The 15,093-nt window shown below is 38.3% G+C and carries 18 protein-coding genes; 6 read left to right on the top strand and 12 right to left on the bottom strand.

What is annotated here, in order from left to right; translation table 11 throughout:
- The first annotated feature begins 2 nt into the window (after positions 1-2).
- The gene (locus IPZ59_RS12490; protein ID WP_236136382.1) at positions 3-410 is read left to right on the top strand and encodes an acyl-CoA thioesterase; all 408 of its coding nucleotides are present in this window, start codon (positions 3-5) and stop codon (positions 408-410) included.
- On the top strand, positions 410-1,375 hold the full coding sequence (locus IPZ59_RS12485) for a YihY/virulence factor BrkB family protein (RefSeq protein WP_236136381.1): 966 nt from the start codon (positions 410-412) through the stop codon (positions 1,373-1,375). The genes IPZ59_RS12490 and IPZ59_RS12485 overlap by 1 nt, the downstream gene beginning before the upstream one ends.
- A 39-nt stretch (positions 1,376-1,414) precedes the next feature.
- Here IPZ59_RS12485 and IPZ59_RS12480 read toward each other — a convergent pair whose 3' ends face one another.
- Positions 1,415-2,884 (bottom strand): hypothetical protein, encoded by a 1,470-nt coding sequence (locus IPZ59_RS12480; RefSeq protein WP_236136380.1) that lies wholly within the window; start codon positions 2,882-2,884, stop codon positions 1,415-1,417.
- A gap of 187 nt (positions 2,885-3,071) precedes the next feature.
- On the opposite strand from IPZ59_RS12480, the gene IPZ59_RS12475 reads away from it, so the two are divergent.
- The gene (locus IPZ59_RS12475) at positions 3,072-4,199 is read left to right on the top strand and encodes a 6-bladed beta-propeller (protein ID WP_236136379.1); all 1,128 of its coding nucleotides are present in this window, start codon (positions 3,072-3,074) and stop codon (positions 4,197-4,199) included.
- Positions 4,200-4,217: 18 nt separating this feature from the next.
- Here the strand turns inward: IPZ59_RS12475 and IPZ59_RS12470 are convergent, their stop codons facing one another.
- On the bottom strand, positions 4,218-5,063 hold the full coding sequence (locus IPZ59_RS12470; protein ID WP_236136378.1) for a glycoside hydrolase family 16 protein: 846 nt from the start codon (positions 5,061-5,063) through the stop codon (positions 4,218-4,220).
- Positions 5,064-5,268: 205 nt separating this feature from the next.
- On the opposite strand from IPZ59_RS12470, the gene IPZ59_RS12465 reads away from it, so the two are divergent.
- Positions 5,269-5,415, top strand: a complete 147-nt coding sequence (locus IPZ59_RS12465; protein WP_236136377.1) for a hypothetical protein — start codon at positions 5,269-5,271, stop codon at positions 5,413-5,415.
- 156 nt (positions 5,416-5,571) lie between these two features.
- Positions 5,572-6,237 carry a hypothetical protein gene (locus IPZ59_RS12460; protein WP_236136376.1) on the top strand — a complete coding sequence of 222 codons (666 nt, stop codon included), beginning with the start codon at positions 5,572-5,574 and terminating at the stop codon, positions 6,235-6,237.
- Between the two features lie 7 nt (positions 6,238-6,244).
- Here IPZ59_RS12460 and IPZ59_RS12455 read toward each other — a convergent pair whose 3' ends face one another.
- The 7 genes from IPZ59_RS12455 to IPZ59_RS12425 form a co-directional block, all read right to left on the bottom strand.
- Entirely contained in the window at positions 6,245-6,835 is a 591-nt protein-coding gene (locus IPZ59_RS12455; protein ID WP_236136375.1) for a flavodoxin family protein, read from the bottom strand.
- A complete protein-coding gene (locus IPZ59_RS12450) occupies positions 6,828-7,010 on the bottom strand; it encodes a hypothetical protein (protein WP_236136374.1) in 183 nt (60 codons plus the stop codon). Before IPZ59_RS12450 ends, IPZ59_RS12455 begins: the two co-directional genes overlap by 8 nt.
- Positions 6,991-7,206, bottom strand: a complete 216-nt coding sequence (locus IPZ59_RS12445; RefSeq protein ID WP_236136373.1) for a hypothetical protein — start codon at positions 7,204-7,206, stop codon at positions 6,991-6,993. The genes IPZ59_RS12450 and IPZ59_RS12445 overlap by 20 nt, the downstream gene beginning before the upstream one ends.
- 145 nt (positions 7,207-7,351) lie before the next feature.
- A complete protein-coding gene (locus IPZ59_RS12440) occupies positions 7,352-8,038 on the bottom strand; it encodes an ABC transporter ATP-binding protein (RefSeq protein ID WP_236136372.1) in 687 nt (228 codons plus the stop codon).
- Position 8,039: 1 nt separating this feature from the next.
- Positions 8,040-9,299 (bottom strand): ABC transporter permease, encoded by a 1,260-nt coding sequence (locus IPZ59_RS12435; protein ID WP_236136371.1) that lies wholly within the window; start codon positions 9,297-9,299, stop codon positions 8,040-8,042.
- Positions 9,296-10,381 (bottom strand): efflux RND transporter periplasmic adaptor subunit, encoded by a 1,086-nt coding sequence (locus tag IPZ59_RS12430; RefSeq protein ID WP_236136370.1) that lies wholly within the window; start codon positions 10,379-10,381, stop codon positions 9,296-9,298. The genes IPZ59_RS12435 and IPZ59_RS12430 overlap by 4 nt, the downstream gene beginning before the upstream one ends.
- A 248-nt stretch (positions 10,382-10,629) precedes the next feature.
- Positions 10,630-11,418: an SDR family NAD(P)-dependent oxidoreductase gene (locus IPZ59_RS12425; RefSeq protein WP_236136369.1), complete on the bottom strand. Its 789-nt coding sequence runs from the start codon at positions 11,416-11,418 to the stop codon at positions 10,630-10,632.
- Positions 11,419-11,556: 138 nt separating this feature from the next.
- Between IPZ59_RS12425 and IPZ59_RS12420 the strand changes: the two genes are divergently transcribed.
- Complete coding sequence (locus IPZ59_RS12420; protein ID WP_236136368.1) at positions 11,557-13,560, top strand: S9 family peptidase; 2,004 nt, start codon at positions 11,557-11,559, stop codon at positions 13,558-13,560.
- Between the two features lie 159 nt (positions 13,561-13,719).
- On the opposite strand, the gene IPZ59_RS12415 is transcribed toward IPZ59_RS12420, so the two are convergent.
- Genes IPZ59_RS12415 through IPZ59_RS12410 form a run of 3 tightly spaced genes read right to left on the bottom strand, consistent with a single transcriptional unit; the run spans position 13,720 to position 15,079 of the window.
- Entirely contained in the window at positions 13,720-14,553 is an 834-nt protein-coding gene (locus tag IPZ59_RS12415; RefSeq protein WP_236136367.1) for a DUF2306 domain-containing protein, read from the bottom strand.
- A 20-nt stretch (positions 14,554-14,573) separates the two neighbouring features.
- On the bottom strand, positions 14,574-14,864 hold the full coding sequence (locus IPZ59_RS20330; protein WP_394800711.1) for a DUF418 domain-containing protein: 291 nt from the start codon (positions 14,862-14,864) through the stop codon (positions 14,574-14,576).
- Positions 14,813-15,079, bottom strand: a complete 267-nt coding sequence (locus IPZ59_RS12410) for a hypothetical protein (RefSeq protein WP_236136366.1) — start codon at positions 15,077-15,079, stop codon at positions 14,813-14,815. The genes IPZ59_RS20330 and IPZ59_RS12410 overlap by 52 nt, the downstream gene beginning before the upstream one ends.
- Positions 15,080-15,093 lie beyond the last annotated feature (14 nt).

Below are 15,093 nucleotides of genomic sequence, written 5' to 3'. Positions count from 1 at the left end.
CTATGTTTGAAGCATCCACTCAAGTACGCGTTCGTTACGCCGAAACAGACCAAATGGCCTATGTGTATTATGGCAATTATGCCATGTATTTTGAAGTAGCACGGGTAGAGGCCTTAAGAGCTGCAGGTTTCTCTTACAAACAAATGGAAGATGAAGGGGTCATTATGCCTGTCTTGGAGTTACATACACGATTTATAAAGCCTGGAAAGTACGATGAGTTGCTGACAATCCGAACAAGCATCCCAGAAATGCCAGGTATCCGAATCAAATTCGAATATGAAGTCCTCAATGAGCAAGGTGATTTATTGACCAAAGGTTGGACTACTTTAACGTTTTTGAAAAAAGATTCCCATAGACCCTGTAGACCTCCGCAATATTTGCTAGATTTATTACTGCCATATTTCAACTAATGCCTAGTTTTAAATCATACATTCGTTTATATTCTATCAAACTCGTCCGTCAGGCGAAACTTCTAAGAAGATTTCATCTAGGGAATCCCGACCAAAATCTGTACGACGTTGGGAGAATTTTTATCGAACAACTCAAGAAGGACGAGATCAGTGAAAAAGCATCGGCCATGGCTTTCAGTTTTACGATAGCGATGTTTCCACTTTTGCTTTTTCTATTAAATATAATTCCTTACATAGGTTATTTCTTCCCTTCGGTGACTACTCAAAACATCCTGATGTTTGTGGCGGAGATTATTCCCTCGGCAATCTACAACGAAGCTGAATCCACCATTATGGATATAGTCAGTAAACCTCGGCAAAGCTTGCTTTCCTTGGGTTTCTTTTTGGCCTTATTTTTAGCGACCAATGGAGTGGTATCCATGATGAATGCATTCAATGCAGTTTATAAAACCAAGGAAAACAGAAGTTTTTTTAAAACTAGGGCCATTGCCGTCAGTATTGTTTTTATACTTGTCTTATCCATCATAGGAGCGGTGTTGATTATGATTATCGGAAGCAGCATCTTGTACGCGATCTCTGAATGGGAGATCGTTTCCTCCAATCTCTATTATTACTTACTTGCAGCATTTCGGTTTTTGGTCTTACTCTCGTTATTTACCATCGCCACGGCATACATTTTCAGATTTGCACCTGCTGTACACGACAAATGGCGCTTTTTTTCTATTGGCTCCCTCACTGCAGGGCTCTTGATCACCTTCGGTTTTTATTTATTTTCTTATTACCTAAACAACTTTGCCAATTACAATAAACTGTATGGATCTATTGGAGCCATGATTGCTGTTATGCTGTGGTTGTTGATCACTTCTTTGATTATTTTGGTAGCTTTTGAAATCAATGTGAGTTTGGATAAAGCTGCCGATATTAAAAAAGAGCGGGTTATTTCCTTTCAATCGGGTATAGGATGATCCATTTGTCGAAGTAACGTAGTTATTACTGGTTTATGGTCACATCATCATATTTATAAAATCATCTTTTGAAATGTTACCTGACTTGAGGATACTATAAAATTTATCTACCACTTTCGTTGTGGCATTTCTATAAGCTTCAAGGACCAATGGATGGACCATAAAATGATCCCCAACTTCGTGTTCAAACAATAAATGCATCAAAAAGTAGGCAGCCCTAACTTGACCTGTTTTTGAATAGTAATAAATCCACGGCGAGTAAAATGCCATTAGCTCAGACTTATGAAACTTTTCCCTTTTTGGATCAATGTCCTGAATTTTTTGGATATGATTCATGGCATCAGGAATTTCATCTGCCTGTCCGATTCCAATCAATGATTGGGCATGACATGTGAGTCCAAAAAGGTAATCTGGGAATCTTCGCTTCATCTCAAGAGCAGTCTCTATCATTTTTTGATCATCTCCTACTACTTGGTAGTATTCCCATTTATATTGCCACAGTATTTTATTAGAAGGTGTTTCCTGTAATAGTTTCTCGATATCAGCAAGAATAACAGGATTGGTCTTTAAACCAGCATCATTCATATCTTGTAATAATTCATAGATCTGATGCATGTTTTCTATTTCATTTTTACTGTATTCTGATTTAGAGGTTGGATTTACAGTAGATTTGATTTTGGTGAATGGAGCAAAGAGTTTTTCCTGTTTCATTTTCTCAAAATCATATTCTGGAAGTCGGACAATAGTATGGTGCACAATATCTATGGGTAACTCTTCAAAGCTACCATTATCATAAAACTCGGCCCAATCTTCTTCATCCCAAAAAAGACAGGAATCTATCAAGAAGTCATCATCCTCCTCCCAGTCATCGTCATCCGACTCATCATCAAGGATCGGATCATTAGTGTGATAAAATATTTCATACGTTCCCTTTTTACCATATTTGAGAATTTGTTGCTCAAAGTATTTCCGTCTATCGTCTCCATTATGTAGGTGAAGATGAGCTTTACCATTGACACCTAAAGGCACATCAATTCTTGGAAAGCTTTCTGTGTCTTCTTCTAAGATCAACTCTACAAACCTAAAGTCCTCATGGGGAGCGATTCCATAATCTTCAGCAAATGCAACAGATTCAAAAATAATATTGTGAATCAACTCATATGAAACAGGAACAAACTCCACTAGCAGTGATTCTTCATATGTATCCCTGATTTCATGGTAAACATTTATCGGTTCATTGACAACAAACAAAACATCTTTAGAACCTGTACAAAGTAAGTCCACCAAGATAGAAGCAAATGTCAAATTCCCATTACTATGCTTTCTTGAAAAAAGTATGGGAAACTTTTTATCTTCCTTCCAACTTTTGGGGATCATACACTCGTAAATCGGTAATTTCCGAGCATTTCCAGACCTTAGGTAGCTTATCGGATTAAACTTGGTGTTTTGGGGTTTTAATTTCTTTTTTGCAACAGTTTTTTTGTTTTCAAGATAAACAGGGAAGTTCACAAAAATAAATTTTTATCCTAACAAAAAGTATTATTCTCATTTATTCGAGTGAAGATCGTTGAGCAGGATTATACTATTGAATATGAAAGTTAAATAACGCCTATTTTTTTAGTAAATTTCGCGACTATTGACCATCTTAAAGAAATTCATGAGGCCATATCAACTAGCAAACTTTTTCCTTATTTCCATGCTTGTATTCCTTGGAAGCTGTGGAAAAAAGAAATTAAATTCAGCAGTAACTATTGACTTAGACCTTGGAAAGGAGTATCTGGCATCTGAAATTTTTGAGGAGTTGGATTATGTACTATTGGATTATCCAGACGAGACTCCCATCGTCAATGCCTATAAAATGCTCTTTACTGACAAGCATATCATTGTTGAGAGCCTAGAAAACGCAAGTATTTTTATTTTTGACACAGCTGGAAAATTAGAAAACATTATCCGCAACTATGGGGATGGACCGGGTGAGTTTAGGATTTTTGATGGGCTGTCATTGGTTGGAAATGATCAGATAAGAGTGGATGTAGGATACCTAAAAAAAACCCTAGTATTTGATTTCAAAGGAAACTTATTAGAAGAAACCAAAAATCAGAACTCTGAATCTGTATATCATGGGCAAGATTTTATGTTGCAACATTTCCCGTATGGAGAACTGGATCAAAATTTTATATTTATAAGATCATCTGCACTCGATACTGTAGGATTTGTACCCGCCAGAAAAGGAACTGACCAAATGATACCCTTTGGCTATGTTCACACTTATTTACAAGGGCTAACGAATGATATTTATTTTCGGGAGAAATACACGAGTAATGTCTATGTATTTAATCAGAATGGCTATTTAAAAGACAGTATCGTTTTTGACTTTGGCAAGTATCAATTAGATTGGGAAACTAAAGTTCGACTGGGAAAAGACACGAAAGCTCAGAGAGAATATTTTACTGATAACAAAAAAGTTGAATATGTTATCAGTTTCTTCCCTATGCCTTTTGGTTACTTCCTTTCAGCTACCTATGACTACAAAAAACCACACTGGATTTTTTTGGATGTCGATAAACAGGTGAAAAAAGTAATTGCAGGGATTACCAATGATATTGATCAAATGCCTTTGAAGCAATATTCCTGGACTTACCATGATGATTGGATCATCTATCAAATGGATTCTCGTACTTTTTTCAACAGTTACGTTGAAACATTTCAGGGTCAATCCGTCGATACCAAAAATGTTAATCTTCATGCCTTTTTTAACCAAAAAAAAGATTCTCTTAAAGAGGAAAAGATTGTATTGGTGAAGATACAGTTGAAGCAATTTTAAAGACTCTAGTCAAAAAAACTATAGCTGCTTTTGAAAGACCCGCACATAATCTATGATAAACTGCTGTGGCAGTACTTTATCATCTATCGGTCCGGGCCAATTGGCTCCCATGGCGAGGTTGATGATGAGAAAATGAGGGTTGCGAAATGGATTATCTAGCCCCTTACCTGCTTGATCAATTTCGAAAGAATGATAGAGGATGTCGTTGACGAAAAAATCTATTTTTTCTTTGGTCCATTCGATAGCAAATACATGAAATTTTCTAGCTAATCCTTTTTTGGAAATGACTCCCCCATTGGAAATAAATTCATCTTTTTTACCTGTCGGAAAGTGCACTGTTCCGTGAACTTCCAAAGGCTCCTTCCCCACATGTTCCATAATGTCTATCTCCCCAGCATAGGGCCATCCTACTTCTTCAAAGTTATCTCCCAACATCCAAATAGCTGGCCACATTCCCTTTCCTTTAGGGAGCTTGGCCCGAACTTCTATCCTGCCATAAGTCCAAGCATGCAGTCCTTGAGTGGTAATACTAGCGGAGGTGTAGTCGGCATAAGGCTTTGAGGTCCTCCATTGGGGAGAACCAGGTTCATACGCAGCATTGGGGAATTTTTCCTTCCTTCCGGTAATAAGTAACTTGCCCCGTTTGACCACTGCATTTTCCAATCGTTGCTCAGTATAATACTGTTGCTCCATATTCCGCACATGCCCTACTTCAAAGATCCATTTTTCAGGATCAGGAAGCCCTTTATAGTCGAATTCCTCCGACCAAACTAACTTCCATGATTCCTTCTCTTGTGCATTCACTGGCAAGACCAATACTAAGCAAATCAAAAATACCAAACAGAATGAAAAGGGATACTGCATGCTGCAAAAGTAGGGTTTTTGGGATTGAATCCTTACTAAATTATACTAAATGACCAAGAGCTAGCAACTATAAACTCCTATTGTTTTACCTACTTGGACTTAAAAAAGAAAGACTTATTGGTATCATCGCATCTCTCAATATCAAATTGCTTCAAATTGACTCAATTTAAATGATATTGTGATAAATCTTAAAATCTAAAATAAAATGAAAAAAATAATCGTGGTTTCAATCATGGCATGTTTTTCGTTGACATGTACTGAAACATGGCAAAGACCAAAGCAAAATTTTGAAAAAATTGGATTGTATATCAGAGCAAATCCAGTCTCCAATCAGGAAAATCCGAGAAATTGACTAAAAGACCATTGATCAGTTAGTCAGAGATGAATTAACAAAAGATTAATTAGAGATAGTACTTACTCAAGCTAGGCTTATCTAAAAGCAGCTGATTCGGGATACAACCTGATACATTTTTTCAATTAAACTAATCAATATTTAAATACTCAACACATGAAAATTCAAATAACATCTGTAAAAACGATCACTGAAGTCGCATCCTATTGGTCTAATGAAGATTACGCCAATCTCCTGAAGGAATTTGACTTTCCAGAGCCAGAGACCATCAAGGCTGAAAACCTAAAGGGAATGTTGCATTTGGCAATCACTGACTTTGAAACAAATGAAGCAGCTGAAACTATTTTAACCTATAAGCTTGGTGAAAAATTAAGTGAAGGACAGATTCAGTCCATCAGCCATGAAATGACCGCAGACAAAGTAGCCGAGGAGTACCCAGAGCCCGATTTGCACTATGATCTTTTCTGCATCAACCAATTTTTGCGTCAGGCATATAATGGAAAATTTCCCAATACAGAGGCAACTCTAATTGACTTTAACGTCACTGATGATGAGGGTAAAGATGTAGGGGCTAACAAAGAAATCCTTGCAAAAATGATTGCAGGCGGATTGAAGGAAAGCAGCCTAGTCAAAAGATTATATTCAGACCAACTTGAGGGAAAAGTCAAATTTGAAGATGCGCATAAATTTATTTGGACAGTCAGCATTCCTGAGAAAAATAACTACCAAGTATTGACTTCCAATTACTGGATAAACAAGGATGATGTGACTGAAAATGAATATGATGTTACCATTATGAAATTTGAAGAAGAGCAGTCTTAAGTTCTGATTAATCAAATTGAAAATATTTCACTGTCTTTCCAACTCTCATACCAAGCCCTTCTGCTTTTCTCAAAAAAATTTCATCCACTTCCTTTCCAACAAAATCTCCTTCTCCAGTAATAGCAGAAGCACCAAAAGCAGCTTCCAGTTCATCCCCTCCTACTATGATCATTCCATGGATCATCATGGATCGGATCATAGCAAACATGGTGGCTTCCTCTCCAATAGAGAAACCTCCACCGGTTACAAACACTGCTCCTAGCTTATTTTTCAAAGGACGACCTTCAAAAGGCCAAGAATTGATAAAGGCTTGTACTTCGGGAGTCATATTTCCATTGTATACGGGAGAACCTAAAATGATAGCAGAAGCTTGAAGGATATCATTTTCGGTTACTTCTGATAGTGGTTTTAGCACACCACTCACCCCCTCAATAGCTGCCACACCTTTGGCTACGGCTTCTGCCATGGCTTGAGTTTTACCTGATTCTGAGTGGTAGGTAATAAGAATAGTGGGAAAGGATTGGGCATAAGTGGAATGAATACCTATTAAAATTAATCCTAGAAACAATAACAGTCTCCCAATTTTATCTTTAATCATAATCTAAATTATCTAAATCATCCAGATCCTTATATCTACCTGACGCCTTTTTAGTAGCCACTAGGTCGGACATACTCAAAAGATTGATTTCAATACCCTGCACTTCAATTTTTTTGACATTATTTATGGCAATTTTAAAATCATCATTGAAAATATTAAGTCTTACTTTTTCCACGTTTCACCAAAGTTCTTTCCTCAAAATAATTTTTATCCATTCTTGGCCAATCTTTACCTACAAACCCATAAGCCGCTTGCATCAATTTAAAGAAGAGATTTTCTTTTTCCTCTTCTGGAAGTTCTCTGTAATATTGCTTATGATCAGCTGCTTCGTCAAATGACTGAATTTTAAACGCTTTTTTGTCTAACTTCATTTTCAATAAGTTTAATGGCTTGTCACTGTAATGTTCAACTACTAATACCCCCGAAAATCAAATATAATATTAATTTAAAGGCCTTGTTAAATGGGACATATAATTCAAGGAAACTTTAGATTTGGAACCAAATCCCAATCAAGTCTTACTCATGAGAAATAATCCTCCCATCCTCCATCCAAATGGTCCGATCGGTCTTTTCGGCTAACTCTACATCATGTGTAACCATCAGCATGGTTTGATGAAACTCCTGCACTAAGTCCCGAAAGATTCCAAAAACCAAATCAGAGTTTTTCTTATCCAAATTTCCCGTAGGCTCATCACTCATGATGATCAAAGGATTATTGATTAAGGCCCTTGCGATAGAAACACGCTGCTTTTGTCCTCCGGACAATTGATTAGCTTTTTTCAAGGCATGGTCTTGCATGTCGAAAATACGGAGTTTTTCCATAGCTTCATGTTCGATCGCTTCTCTGGATAATTTATTGAGTTTGAGTGCTGGAATCATCACATTTTCCAAAACAGAGAATTCGTGAATCAAGTAATGAAACTGGAAAACAAAGCCTATTTTTTCATTCCGTAAAATGGAAAGATTGTGAGAAGACTGACCCGTAATCAGTTGGTCATCCAACAAGAGTTTGCCTTCATAATCCGTGTCCATCGTAGAAAGCACATAGAGCAGGGTTGATTTACCACATCCAGATTTACCCATCACGGAAACAAACTCCCCCTTATTGACTGAAAAAGACACCTCTTTGAGTACTTGCACTTTTAATGGGCTATAAAAGTACTTGTTGATGTTGATGGCTTCTATGACTTTTTGCTTATGCATGTTATTTTCCTCGGATGATTTCAACAGGATCAACTTTACTGGCTTTACGGGAAGGGAAAAATCCTGCGAAATAGGTGGTTACCAAACTGAAGATCGCTCCTATCATATAGTATTTTGGGTTGAAATTGACTGGGAAAGTCTTGATCGTAGGGAGTGCCTCTGTCTCAAAGGGAATGCGTTCAATGCCCAAGCATGCCAAATACCCAAACAATAAGCCCAGTATTCCCCCAACAAAACCAATGGATAAAGCAATTGTGGTAAAGACATGCTGTACATCGCGACCTGAAAAACCAATGGCTTTCAGAATAGCAATGGTATCCATTTTTTCATAAATCATCATATTGAGGATATTGTAAATCCCGAAACCAGACACTACCAATAAAGTAATTCCCACCGCGTAACTGATCATGGATCGGATATCCGAGCCTGTTTCAAATTGGGCATTGATTGTCTGAATATCATCTGCGGCAATTTCAAAGATGGAGCCATACTCTTTTGCTACCGCTGGAGCAAGGTTAAAATCATGTAATTTCACTTGAATATCGGTCACATAAGCGGATGTTTCCCCGATCATCTTTTGGGCGGTAGCTAAGGAAATATAGGATTGAACATTATCCAAATCAGCTAATCCAGATTGATAGTAGCCTACCACCTTCAACAGTAAACGATTACCTTGTGCTGTGGTGACCTGTACATAATCCCCTATTTCCGCCATCATGCGATCAGCAGCACCTTTTCCTAAAATGATACTATTTGAGGTGTGATTTAAGTCCATCAAATCACCTGCTACCACATAATCTCCAAATGCAAAGAGCCTACTTTCCTCTTCTACCTCCACCCCATTCAGAGAACCAGGAATATCTAAATTGCCCACATTAAAAAAGACCTGTACGGTGATTTTAGGCGCAATTCGAAGGATGCGTTTATCCTCTTGGAGTGTTTGGATGATTGCTTGATTGTTGTAAATATTTACCCGCGCACCGGATGGCTTGATGGACCGAATGATATTGAAATAGTCCTTAAATTGCTTATCCAATTGAATGGGTTGATCTTCGCTGGGTTTGACTTCATTGTAAAAGCGAATATGTGGCGTCCTATTGAGGATCAATCCATCCAATAAATCATTTAATCCGTTCATAAAACCCAAGAGCGCAATGAACATGGTAATGCTAAAAGTCACCCCAATAGCAGCTACCATTGTTTGCTTCACACGAGCAAGCATCAAGGCTCGAGCTATTTCTACAATCAATGCAAACCTCATGGATTAGGCTTTTTTAGTTTGGTTTGCTCGGTAATTCCATTGACAATTTCCACGATTTGGTAATTTTTCAAACCTGTTTCAACCCTAAGCGTATCACCCGAAGCATCTAAGACAGTACTTTCATTAAGCAAATATGAGCGAGGAATAGTCAAAACATCCTCCCTTGTTTGGATCAGGATATTTGCTTCAAAATTGAGGTTGGGGTAAAGAATTTCGGGGCGATTATCAAACATTGCTTCGACTGTAAAGCTTTTGCTTCGTTCGTTGAGCATGGGATTGATTTTGACCAAAGTAGCTTCAAAAATTTCACCCCGGTAGCTATCCATTTGAACTAAAACACGCTGTCCGAGCTTGATTTTTGCGATATCGTATTCATCAATTTGCATTTCTAGGATAAAATCATCTGCGTGCCCGATGATGGCGAGGGGAGTTTGAGGAGTGACAATCTCCCCTTTTTCTACCAAAAGGGCATAAATTTTTCCATCCAATTTACTTTTCAAGAAAAGATCTTGTTCATATGATTGAGAAATGGCTAGATTTTTCCCCGCATTTCGCTCATTAAATGCAATCTCATTTTTAAAATCTTCGTATCGCAGGTTGGAAGAACGATAAAGTGATTTCGAATTTTCAAACGCAAGTTGGCGCTGTTCGAGATCAATGGCTTTTCCAATTCCCTGAGACCAAAGGTTCTCCTGACGTTTGAGCAGCAATGAATCATTTTCATAGCGACTTTTGGCCAGTTGAATGGTCACTTCCAAATCTTTCAATTTGAGTTCATATTCCTTTTTATCAGCATATTTCCTCGCCAATTCAGCGGATTCTCTGGAAAGACGGGTAGCGTCATTGGAGATTTCCAATATCACCTGACCTTCCTGGACCAAATCACCTTCATTCAACAACAGCTCTCTTAAAACACCACTAGTATTTGCATAGGCTTGGTATTGCCCCTTTGCTTTGATAATGCCGGAGGCAAAAACCGATTCCGAGATATTGGTTCTAGTTGGGTTGATGGTTTCTTCAGACTTCCCACAGGAATAAAGTAGGAATGTAGCAAACATCAGGTAAGTGAAAAATGTCTTCATAATCTTTGTATTGGGCAACACTAAGATAAGGGCTAAACAGGGGAAAAATGAATTTTTATTAAAAATTACAGCTAAATTTCAACGGAGGAATCATTTATTTTTTTCATATATGTAAAAACCAAGGATTCCTTTATTCCAATTAACTTTAAGTTTTTTTAAAAATCCGTTGATTTTTCAGACCAAGTAAATCCATGGGAATTAGACCTTGGTTCCTATTTTCGACTACGCAAGAAAACACAATATTCAATCTACCCATTCATCTTCGCCATCATCTTCCTCAAAACACCAGGAATCAGTCGGGAAATGGCATACATCACCTTCCCGTGACCTGTGATTATGACCATTTTTTTTCGTTTATAAATCGCTTGAAGCATCACCTTTGCTGCTTTATTTGTAGGCCACATCAGATTCGCAGGTCTTGGATCCTTGGCTTCTGGATGAAAGTTTCCATCATTATCCACCCGTGTGATATTGCTGTCCACAAATCCAGGATGGATTGTCGTACAACTGACCCCCGAACCCAATAACTCAGATTGTAAAGTCTCTCCTATATTCTGAACTGCCGCCTTGCTAGCTCCATAAGCACCTAGATTGGGATTGGGAACGAAAGCTGCTACACTTCCTATCAAGCCTAGTCTGCCATTGGACTTTCGAAGTTCGGGAAGGGCATATTTGGCCGTAAGCGCAAGACCTGTCACATTCAACCGTAATTGTCTATCCCATTCGTCTGCAGAAAGCTTTTCAATTTTCCCCATAACCCCTCCACCTGCATTGGCAACACAGACATCTATTTTTCCAAAAGCTTGGACAATATCATGCATGCACTTTTCGATGGATTGCTCCTCCATTACATCGCAAAAAAAAGCTTGTGCACTTCCTCCTTCCTGTTTTATTTCCAGAACAAGCGCTTCAAGCAATGCCATTCTTCTCGCCGAAGCTGCAATGATGGCACCTTCTTTGGCAAAAGCTTTGGCCAAGTGGAGTCCTATCCCTGAGGAAGCTCCTGTGATCCAGATGATGTGGTTTTGAAATTTCATGGATTTGATATTAAAGGTCAAATTTTATCAAAATCTATGTCAGAAAAGCCTGATTCCCATTCATATAATAAACACGAATCCACGTGCAAGTAACAATAATTATTCCTTATTTTTAACCAATTACCAAAAAAAATCCCTATGACAAACACAAGAATCTTCACTTTATTTGGATGTTGGATAATCTTGCTATTCAGCATGTCTGACACATTTGCTCAAGAAAAAAGCAAACTGAAATTAGAACAGTTTTTCGATGTCATCAGCGTAGCCGATCCTCAACTTTCACCAGATGGGAAAGAAATTATTTATACCAGAGGCTGGGTAGATAAGGTGAATGATTCCCGGCGAAATGAATTATTCATCATGAATGCTGATGGTAGCAAAAATCGGTTTTTCACGAAAGGAAGTTCTCCTGCTTGGTCTCCAGATGGCGCAAGGATCGCTTACATGTCTTCAGGCGAGCCAAGTGGAAGTCAAATTTTTATAAAATATAAGGATTCGGAGGGAGCCACTCAAATCACCCGTATAGAAAAAACTCCTTCCAACATGAAATGGTCTCCTGATGGGAAATTTATTGCTTTCAACATGCTTGTTCCTTATAATGAGCCTTGGAACATCAAAATGCCGGAGCGACCAAAGGGTGCTAAATGGACCGATGGCCCAAAAGTAATTACCCAGATGAATTACAAACGTGATAGAGTCGGTTATTTAGAAGAAGGTTTTACCCATATTTTTATTGTATCAGCCGAGGGTGGAACACCTAGACAAATCACCCAGGGTAATTGGAATCATAGTGGTGTAGAATGGACACCTGATGGAAAAGAAATTCTCTTCACCAGTCTCCGCGTTGAGGAGGCTGAATACGAATACAGGCAATCGAATGTTTACGCTGTAAACGTTGAAACGACTGCAATCAGACAGCTAACCGATAGAAATGGAATAGACCGATCTCCCATGGTATCACCTGATGGCAAAAAAGTCGCCTATGTAGGGTATGACTGGACGGATGATACGTATATAGAAAATAAACTCTATATCATGGATATAGACGGTAAAAACTCCAAAGAATTAGCCGCTGATTTTGATCGGTCTCCTGCAAGCATGTTTTGGGCAACTGACAACTCTGGCGTGTATTTCAATGCAGATTACAATGGCACAAAAAATCTCTATTTTGCACCCATCCGAGGCGGTCATAAGCAAGTGAGTCAAGGCAACCATCTGCTGACAGTTTCTGACATCAATAAAAATGGAACCGCTGTGGGAATCATGACTGATTACCATACTCCAGCCGAAGTGATTACATTCAATGTCACCAACCCAAGTCTTAAAAACTTAACAAGTTTAAATGAAAGTATGTTGAAAAACGTACAATTGGGAGAATTAGAAGAGCTTTGGTATAAATCTACGGACGATTTTGACGTTCACGGTTGGATTGTTAAACCAGCTGACTTTGACCCAACCAAAAAATACCCGATGATATTGGTGATCCATGGTGGGCCTCATGGCATGTACAATGTAGGCTTCAATTTCACCTGGCAACATCATGCAGCGGAAGGATATGTTGTACTGTACACCAATCCAAGAGGTTCTTCAGGTTATGGATCTGTTTTTGGGAATGCCATCAAAAACGACTATCCTGGAAAAGATTATGATGACCTCATGAATGGCGTCGATGAAGTCATCAAAAAAGGGTTCATCGATGAAAAAAACCTCTTCGTCTATGGGGGAAGTGGTGGTGGTGTTTTGACCTCTTGGATAGTAGGGCATACAGATAGATTTGCAGCTGCATCTGTAAACTTTCCTGTGATCAACTGGCTTTCCTTTGTGGGAAATACGGATGGTGTAAGTTGGTATAAAAATTTCAAGGAGTACCCTTGGGATGATCCAAGTGAGCATATCAGAAGATCGCCTTTGATGTATGTGGGAAATGTGAAAACACCTACTATGCTGATGTGTGGAGAAGATGATTTGAGAACTCCCATTTCACAAACAGAAGAATTTTATCAAGCATTGAAAGTATTGAAAGTTCCTACCGCAATGATCCGTTTCCAAAACGAATACCACGGTACAGGCACCAATCCTTCCAATTATATGCGTACCCAGTTGTACTTGTATTCTTGGTTTGATAAATATAAAAGAAAGTAGATTAAGCTAGTAGACCTAAAAACATCAGTAAACATATTTTAAAAAAACAGGGCTGAAACCAATTTCAGCCCTGTTTTTTTTTGCAAATATTTTTTGAGAAATCTTAAAGCCTTCTTTTAGCTATTTTATTATTAGGATTTTCTTTTCCAAAATATCGTACTAATACAGTCCAAACATACCCAAAATAGCGGGTCCCCAAGATCCTTTGGTGACATTGTAAGTAGCTAGCGAAATAAAAACAATAACCAACCAAAGCATAAGGGAACCGGATAGTTGAATGGATTTGGGTAATTTGTTGGTTGAAGAGCGGATAAAAAATTCAGCGACCAGCAAATTGGGAACCCAAAAGAAAAAAATCATAAATACATCGATTGGATCTCTAAACTCCCTTGCCTCCAGAGGCAAAAATCCTGTAAAAAACATAAAACCATAGTACATCCTGTAGAGCCAAGAACCAATTGCCAAAGCATACAATCGAATAGCCCAAGCCTTATGTTGTTCCACTAATTTAATCCTAGCAAAGCGTATAGTTTGAATGCTACATATCAACATGGCTATACCATAAGCTCCAAAACCCACGTTCATGACGGGGCCTCCAACAGTTCCCCGAAGAAAAATAAAAGTCAATCCTCCTAAAGCCGTCAGCAAACATGCGAATATATAAATTCTACCAACTATCCTATGAAAATTCAAAAAGCGATTGCGTACCCACTCGAGTAGCTGTATACTTCCCAAAACCAGAATAATACCCCCTGCTACAAAATGTAATGCCATGCCTCTTGTGGCTTGGATATAATTCGGGTCATAAAGATTGGGATTGAATAAACCATTCCATTGCTCCATCTTACTACTAACAAAACTTCCACCATAGTGGGCCACAATGTACAATCCAAAAAGCCCTGAACTGATCCAAACAATAGCTACTAATAAATAGCCGGTAAGGGTAACAAAGCTATTTGAATGGGGAGTGCTTGATGTGGTATTTGATATCATAACGTGGTTTTTAAAGTAATTTACAATTTAAATGCAGGTATTTTCCCATAAGTCACCGACCTCCAAAACCACTCCAATGGACCGAACCTATACTTGCTTAGCCAAAATTTGCTAAAGGAAATTTGGAAGCTGAAAATAGCTAAGACCAACAAGATACCCTGCCAGACTTCGATTTCTCCAAACAAATCAAATAAACCTAACCTAAACAGCAACAAGGCTATCAATGAATGTGAAATATAATTGGTAAGGGCCATTCTTCCTACAGCTGAAAAGCCCGAAAACAGTCCTCGAAACTTCTCTCGATTGTACAACAGGATAAAGCCTGAAACATGAAAAAGAAGTAAATAAAACCAGTGGAAAGTATCTCCACCGTACTATCCCCAAAGGAAGGTAACATGATCAACTCCACTGCTGGTTTGAAAAAAGCTGGCATGTTGACCATAAGAATTCCGAAAATAGCAAATCCTCTCAAGGAATCTACCAAGTCGATTCTTTTGGATGGTGACAAAGGGGCAAGTGTTTCCATAGTGTGTAGGTTTA

Origin of the sequence: Mongoliitalea daihaiensis, assembly GCF_021596945.1 — a bacterium.
In the GTDB taxonomy this organism is placed as follows: Bacteria; Bacteroidota; Bacteroidia; order Cytophagales; family Cyclobacteriaceae; genus Mongoliitalea; species Mongoliitalea daihaiensis.
Note: the sequence above shows the minus strand (reverse complement) of the source record. Positions and strands in the feature narration are given on the sequence as shown.